The 7184-nt window shown below is 51.4% G+C and carries 4 protein-coding genes and 1 pseudogene; 2 read left to right on the forward strand and 3 right to left on the reverse strand.

What is annotated here, in order from left to right; translation table 11 throughout:
• Nucleotides 1-31: 31 nt before the first annotated feature.
• The gene (gene acuI / locus AC5EFR_RS18490; protein WP_493577220.1) at nucleotides 32-1024 is read right to left on the reverse strand and encodes an acryloyl-CoA reductase; all 993 of its coding nucleotides are present in this window, start codon (nucleotides 1022-1024) and stop codon (nucleotides 32-34) included.
• Between the two features lie 49 nt (nucleotides 1025-1073).
• Complete coding sequence (locus AC5EFR_RS18495) at nucleotides 1074-1589, reverse strand: DinB family protein (RefSeq protein WP_493577221.1); 516 nt, start codon at nucleotides 1587-1589, stop codon at nucleotides 1074-1076.
• A 516-nt stretch (nucleotides 1590-2105) separates the two neighbouring features.
• Here AC5EFR_RS18495 and AC5EFR_RS18500 point away from each other — a divergent pair.
• Together AC5EFR_RS18500 and AC5EFR_RS18505 are read left to right on the forward strand one after the other, a co-directional pair.
• Nucleotides 2106-3266, forward strand: coding sequence for an ABC transporter substrate-binding protein (locus tag AC5EFR_RS18500; RefSeq protein WP_493577222.1), 1161 nt, complete (start codon nucleotides 2106-2108; stop codon nucleotides 3264-3266).
• A gap of 82 nt (nucleotides 3267-3348) precedes the next feature.
• Entirely contained in the window at nucleotides 3349-5982 is a 2634-nt protein-coding gene (locus AC5EFR_RS18505; RefSeq protein WP_493577223.1) for a methyl-accepting chemotaxis protein, read from the forward strand.
• A gap of 179 nt (nucleotides 5983-6161) precedes the next feature.
• On the opposite strand, the pseudogene AC5EFR_RS18510 reads toward AC5EFR_RS18505, so the two are convergent.
• Nucleotides 6162-6945 (reverse strand): annotated as a pseudogene (locus AC5EFR_RS18510) (ATP-binding protein).
• Nucleotides 6946-7184: the final 239 nt, after the last annotated feature.

Here is a 7184-nt window from a genome sequence, read left to right on the forward strand (position 1 = left end):
AGGCCACTTGGCGTCAACTCTGCCCCTTGTTTTAGGCGTTCACGTCAACAACAACGCGGCCTTTAACCTGTCCGGCGAGAATATCCGCGCCCAGTTGTGGCAAATCTGACAAGGTTGCCGGTTGGATCATCGCCTCAAGCTTGTCCATCGGCAAATCAGTTGCCACACGTTGCCAGGCGCGCAGGCGGTTTTCATAGGGCTGCATCACAGAATCGATACCAAGTAGGTTCACACCGCGCAGCAGGAACGGAATAACCGTCGCGGGAAGCCCCGCGCCACCGGCAAGCCCAACTGCTGCAACTGAGGCACCGTAGTTCATCTGGCCCAAAACGCGCGCCAACATGGCACCGCCAACCGCGTCAACACAGCCGGACCACGTTTCGCCCTCAAGCGGGCGTTTGGTGGTTTCGTTGAGCGCCTCGCGCGCCACGATCTGACTCGCCCCAAGTGATTTCAGGTAATCACCGGTTTCCGGGCGCCCGGTCACACCAGCAACCTCATACCCAAGATGGGCGAGAATAGCCGTGGCAACAGAGCCAACACCACCGGCGGCCCCGGTGACCAAAACCGGCCCCTGCCCCGGCTTAAGCCCGTGATCCTCAAGCGCCATCACCGCCAACATCGCCGTGAAGCCAGCGGTCCCAACCGCCATCGCGCGGCGCGTATCCAAACCATCGGGAAGCGGAACAAGCCAGTCCCCTTTGACACGCGCCTTTTGCGAATAGCCGCCCCAATAGGCCTCGCCAACGCGCCACCCGGTTAAAACAACCTTGTCGCCGGGCGCATAGCGCGGATCATCCGACGCCTCGACGGTTCCGGCAAAATCAATACCTGGCACATGGGGGTAATTGCGCACCAAGCCACCGCCGGGTCCAATGCAAAGGCCATCTTTATAATTCACAGTAGAGTATTCCACCGCAACGGTCACATCCCCGGCGGGCAGATCATCAAGCCCAATCGATTGCACATCTGCGGCTGTTTTGCCGCTCTCTGTATCCTTTGTCACAACGAGCGCGTTGAACATCTTGGGCCTCCCAATTCAAAAGTTTAAACATTGCTAAGCAGGGTATAGCTCAGGCGCAACACTCCGTGACGGGCATAAACGTTAGGTCACTTGTCGCACCGACACAGCCCACCGCCGTCAACATCACATGCAGCTGCCCCCGATGATGCGTTTGATGGTTGAACATATGAACGACACACAACCCCTTGGTTTTTGTATATTCACGTTGATTGATGACAGAAAACCAACTTAGCTCACCTGCAAGATCCACAGCTTTAATATGTTGACCCCAATCACATATGGCGCGATCTAGACGGAACCTCTCAATGGCCCAATCTTCGAGAGAGGACGCAATCTCGGTGCCCTTGGCATAATTCCCCATGGGTGCGGGGTAGTTGGTAAATCTCGACATCCACAATTGGTCGGACCACAAAATATGATTGGCGGTTGCAAAAATCGACCCGAAATAGGCCCCTCGATCCTGATATAAAACGTCCTGATTCACGCCTCGCATAGTTCCCAAGAGCTGCGTGTTTTGCCATTCATTGTATTGTGCCAATGTCCTTACATATTCAGGATCAATCATATTTGACCTCACCCAAAAAGCGAGGGGCGCCTAGACAACGAGCGCTTTGGCCCCATTGGTCGGTGCGTCTCAAATTACGGGACTGACTTTTCAGCCATTGGCTCCTTGGGTCGTGTTTCGTCATAGGCCCACACCTGCTCAAATAAATTTATTGCTCTGCCAGAACCAAACCTATTCAAGGGGTCGCAGCCCCAAAGTCACCCTAAAATCCCCTTCCACCAAGGTCTGGCATCGGCATGTCAAACAGCCTGTCTTTCGGCTGTGGACACTTAAAGTAAAACAAGTTTTTCAAGTTTGGGCAAGCGTCTGCGACGCTTAGTCCGCCCCATCTCGACACCGCTCCCACGCCCATACTGATCATATGGTTCCGACCAAAACCGACAGCAATGTGTCTGATCATTTTCCTGAGCTGGCCAGTATCAGATCAAATTTGCTGTATTTATTTGAGTTTGTCAGACCTTTCATTAAGCCTTGTGGATCACTGTTTGACGAAAGCCCGGCAAATGGAGAACTTGAATGAATCGGACGAGAACAACACTATTAGCAGCTTCTTTAGCCCTGCTACCTGGTATTTTGGCCGCAGGACAAGGCATTACGGACACCGAAGTCACCTTTGCTCAGGTTGCTGCATTGGACGGTCCTGCTGCCGCTTTGGGACAAGGCATGCGCATGGGAATGACTGCAGCCTTTGAAGAAGCGAACACCGCTGGCGGAATTCACGGGCGTCAGATCACCTTGGAAAGCTTGGACGACGGATACGAACCAGACCGATCAGTCGAACATGTCCAAAATGTGATTGATGGTGGCAACCACATTGGCTTTGTCGGTGCGGTTGGCACCCCAACCTCCGCCGCCACTCAGCCCGTCGCTACCGCTGCGGGACTGCCTTTCATCGGCCCATTTACAGGTGCTGGATTTTTGCGCAAAGCCGAACATGGAAATGTTTTCAACGTACGCGCAACCTATTTCGCCGAAACCGAAGCTTGGATCAAACATTTGGTTGACGAGCAAGGCATGCAGAACATCGCGCTTTTGTATCAAGACGACGGTTTTGGTCGTGTCGGTCTGGCGGGTGTTACCGCCGCCCTGGAAAGCCGAGGGATGACTTTGGCAGCCGAAGGGACCTACACACGTAACACAGTCGCTGTAAAAAAGGCCCTGTTGTCCATTCGCAAAGCCAAACCAGATGCGGTGGTTATGGTTGGGGCATATAAACCCGTCGCAGAATTCATTCGTTTGTCACGCAAAATGAAGTTCAACCCGACCTTCGTGAACATCTCCTTTGTCGGATCTGACGCTCTTGCCCGTGAATTGGGGCCAGATGGAGAAGGTGTCATCATCAGTCAGGTCGTCCCTTTTCCTTGGGATACCGCAATTCCCGTCGTCGCCCAATACCATAAGGCATTGACGGCACTTGACCCTGATGCCAGCCCCGACTTTGTGACGCTGGAGGGCTATCTCACAGGCCGCCTTGCAATAGAGGCGCTTGAGGCCGCTGGTCGAGACTTGTCGCGCGAAAGCTATCTCGCGGCATTGGGGAACCTGCGACACATTGATTTTGGCGGTGTGGTTATGGAGTTCGGTCCAGGTGACAACCAGGGCATGGACGACGTGTTTTTGACACGCATTACCAAAGAAGGTGGTTTTGCACCAATTGTTGCCCAAGGCGGCTCCTAAACAAACGTGGCCCCTCCCTGTCTTTGGGTCGGGCCACATCTTTTACCTTCTCTTTCGTCCGACAACCTTTGGATTTTTTCACATGGCTGACAGCTCCAATAATCCTTTTAAACGTCGATTTAGATTGTTTTCGAGCATCGGAAGCAAGATAACAGTCATCTTATTGGCCATGGGAGCGGCCTCCGCGACCGTGGGTGTCTTGGTGTCATTGGTATTTGGGCGCGTGTCCCAAGACATGGGCCAACTTACACAAGAACGCCTCCCTGCTTTGGAACTTAGCAGCCAGTTGGTATCAGTCAGTAGTGACGCAAAGAATGCGATGACGACTGTTTTACTTGTCGACAACGCAAAAGCCATGGAAGACGCGAAAAAGCATTCTCAGGCCACAATGCAGCAATTGGAAACCCTTATAACCTTGCTTCCGGACAGCACCCGGACCGAGATTGAACCAATCCAACAAAAAGCTACGAAGGCCCTGCAAGCTCTGATTGAGGCGCGTAACAATAGCTTTATGAACACAACTTGGATTGAATCTCAAACTGCTGAAATGCAAACACGCAGCCTGGAATTGCAAAAAATCTTAACGGCTATGGCGGCTGAAGCCTCCGAAAATCTCAAGAAAGGAGGAGAGCTCACTATTTCTTCAATCGACGCTACCTTCTCAGATATGGTGGACAATAAGTTTGCAGCCCTTCAAGCCTTGCTAGAAGCGCGGGCGGAGATTAACCTTTTGGCCGGAACAACATTTGCACTTTCAAGCAATCAAGCCTCCGGCACACAGTCAATTCTATCTGATATTGCGAAAGCATCAAACGAACGTTTGTCCAATATTCTTGAAATTCTGTCAGAGAATGAAGAAGTTACACTTGATGTTTCGAGCCTGACGACTGCCGCCCAAACGTTTTCCACAGCTTTGGCCCAGGGGGAGTCTCGCTTATCGACTAACCGCAAGGCAGTTTTGGCCGCACGGCGTGAGACAGACGTTTTGTTGTCTTCCGCGGTCGACGATATGTTGTTCAATTTGATTATTGCTGCCGAAGAGGCCAGCATGGAAAACCACGAAGTTATCCAAAATTTATTGACCAACGAAGTGGGGTATCTCAACACACTATTGGAGATAAATTCTTGGATCAGCACGTTCCAAATGGCAGCCTTGGACGTTGTTGTAGCACCGGGCGTATTTGAAACACACTCAGCAGCTGGTCGCCTCTCAAAGGCAGCTCAAGAGCTAAAAAAATACATGGATTTCAAGGACGGAATTCTGACGCGAGATCTCTCTGGATTGATCGCCTTAGCTGATCCGTCAATGGGTTTACCCGCATTTAAAACCGCGTCTCTTCAATCAAATGCATCTGCAGCTCGCGAATCTGATACAACTGCAAAATCCGTATTGGAAATATCAAAGATCGCACGTTCTCTGGGCCAACAAAACCTGTCTGAAATTGGCGAAATGGCGAACGGAATTTCGTCGGATGTAAAGAAGAACGAACAATGGATGCAATTACTATTGGCTGGATCCGCAACGGTCTTAGTTTTGTCACTAATCCTTTCACGTTTCTTGATTTTGCGCCCACTTCGTTCGATCAGCAAAATGACTGAGCGACTTGCAGAGGGCGATTTATCTGAAGTTTCCGGCTTTGAAAAGTCGTCTGATGAAATTTTTCGGATTGCGCGTGCGCTTGCAATTTTTCGCGATGGGTTGGTGGAACGTCAGGAAATGGCCGCATCAACAGAAGCCGAAAGAGAAGCACGAGCAGCTGAGCAAAAAGCAGCAGTTGATGCAATTGGTGCAGGTCTAGAACGCCTTTCTCAAGGGGACTTGAGTACTCCTATCGAAACAGAAATGAGCGGCGGATACATTAAATTGCGCGAAGATTTCAACATTGCACAATCTACTCTTAGCAACACACTATCCGAAGTTATAAATTCGGTTTCGAGTATTCGAAACGGTGCATCCGGCATCACTGAAGCCACCAATCACTTGTCTCAACGCACTGAGAGCCAGGCTGCAACGCTTGAGGAAACCGCAGCTGCCTTGGACGAAATGACAGCAAGCGTTCGGTCTTCTGCTAACGGTGCACGAAATGTTGAAGACACAATGCAAAAAGCAAAAACGGACGCGGAAGAGAGTGGTGCAATTGTCGCCACCGCTGTTTCGGCCATGACCGAAATCGACAGTAGCTCGAGCCAGATTTCGCAAATAGTTAATGTTATTGACGACATAGCCTTTCAAACCAATCTTCTTGCATTGAATGCTGGAGTGGAAGCCGCCAGAGCTGGCGAGTCAGGGAAAGGGTTTGCAGTAGTTGCCTCAGAAGTGCGCGCTCTTGCCCAAAGGTCCGCTGAATCCGCCAGTGAAATCAAAATCCTTATCAATAAAAGCTCTGAACATGTTGATAGAGGCGTTGAGCTGGTTGGCAAAACTGGCGAGGCATTGACCTCAATCCTGGAACGTTTCAGTGAGATTTCACAACTCATTTCTGGAATTGCCAAAGTCACATCAGAGCAATCGTCAGGGTTGACTGAAATCAACTTGGGAATAACGCAATTGGACCGTGTCACTCAGCAAAACGCATCTATGGTCGAAGAAACGACAGAAGCCAGCAAGATGCTCAGTTCGGATGCGGACCGCATGGCTGAGCTGGCTGAGAAGTTCGAAATCCCCATAACCGTTACAGAGAAAGATGACCCCGCGGAACTTAGGCAAGCTTCATAAAAATGGCCCAACGATCTGAGCTACGCCCTGATTTTCCGACACTGACATAAGCTACAATTTGTTGTTTGCTGATCGTCAACGAAGAGGAGATCAGCGATGTCGAAACGGAACAACCATCCGCCAGAATGTTGATTGCCCTGGGACCTGACCTGGAATTATCACTATGATTTGTCCCAGCCTTAGTTATACGTCGTTGTTAATGACGGGGTCAATGTAGCGGTCTCCTTTCCCGTTTTCTTTGCGGCTTTGGAACTGGTTTTGAAGCGATAGCTATTGTTGCCGGTTTCCATGATGTGACAGCGATGCGTAAACTGATCGAGGGGCGAGGTGGTCATTTTCGCTTCGCAAAAGACCTGTACCCATTCTGAGAAGCTGAGGTTGGTGATGATGATCACGCCGGTGCGTTCCTGGAGTTTGTTCAGCAGGTGGAAGAGAAGCGCTCCGCCAGACGCGTTGACCGGCAGTTAGTCGAGATCGTCCAGGATGACCAAGTCGACTTTCGTCAGCATTTCGGCAAACTTCCCTGCCTTGCCGAGTGCTTTCTCCTGCTCCAGCACATTGACCAATTCCACGGTCAAGAAGAAGCAGACTTTGCGTCTGTGTTGCGCGATGACCTAAACGCCGATTGCGGTAGTCGTGTGGCTTTTACCCGTTCCTCGCCCGCCGATCAGCACGACATTCTTAGCGGCTTCGATGAACTCATAGTGATGCGACTGCCGCACCGTTGCTTCGTTAATCTCGTTGGAGGCAAAACAGAAGCCGGTGAGGTCATTGTATGCAGGGACGCGCGCCACCTTGGTGCGGTAGGCGATGGACCGTACCTCGCGATCTGCGATCTCCGCCGTGAGCAATTGTGGCGTCGCAGCTTCGAACGCCGGCGTGCCTTGGCTGACCAAGTCCTCAACCGCATTTGCCATGCCAAAAGGGCTTGAGGTTGCGCAGCACAATGGCGATGGGTGACATGACGCATGGCGTTCTCCCCTGCCTGTCTCAGGCAATCATAGCGATCTACGTTGGCCTCTGGACGTCTTAAACTTGCGCTCCCCCACCTTCGCGTAGACACTTCTTGATCGTATTTCTAGACAAACCCATCTGTGGCGCAATCTCGCGAATGGGCGTTTTGTCACGCAATATCCGACGGTGAATGACACTCAAGAATACTAGGTCGCCCACCGAAAATCGCCCCACCAAGAAATGTCGGG

The organism is Pelagimonas sp., assembly GCF_058892305.1.

What these genes read in the sequence shown, in the direction of transcription:
- AC5EFR_RS18500 (WP_493577222.1), top strand. Translation starts at nt 2,106, where the DNA reads ATGAATCGGACGAGAACAACACTATTAGCAGCTTCTTTAGCCCTGCTA.
- acuI (WP_493577220.1), bottom strand. Translation starts at nt 1,024, where the DNA reads ATGTTCAACGCGCTCGTTGTGACAAAGGATACAGAGAGCGGCAAAACA.
- AC5EFR_RS18495 (WP_493577221.1), bottom strand. Translation starts at nt 1,589, where the DNA reads ATGATTGATCCTGAATATGTAAGGACATTGGCACAATACAATGAATGG.
- AC5EFR_RS18505 (WP_493577223.1), top strand. Translation starts at nt 3,349, where the DNA reads ATGGCTGACAGCTCCAATAATCCTTTTAAACGTCGATTTAGATTGTTT.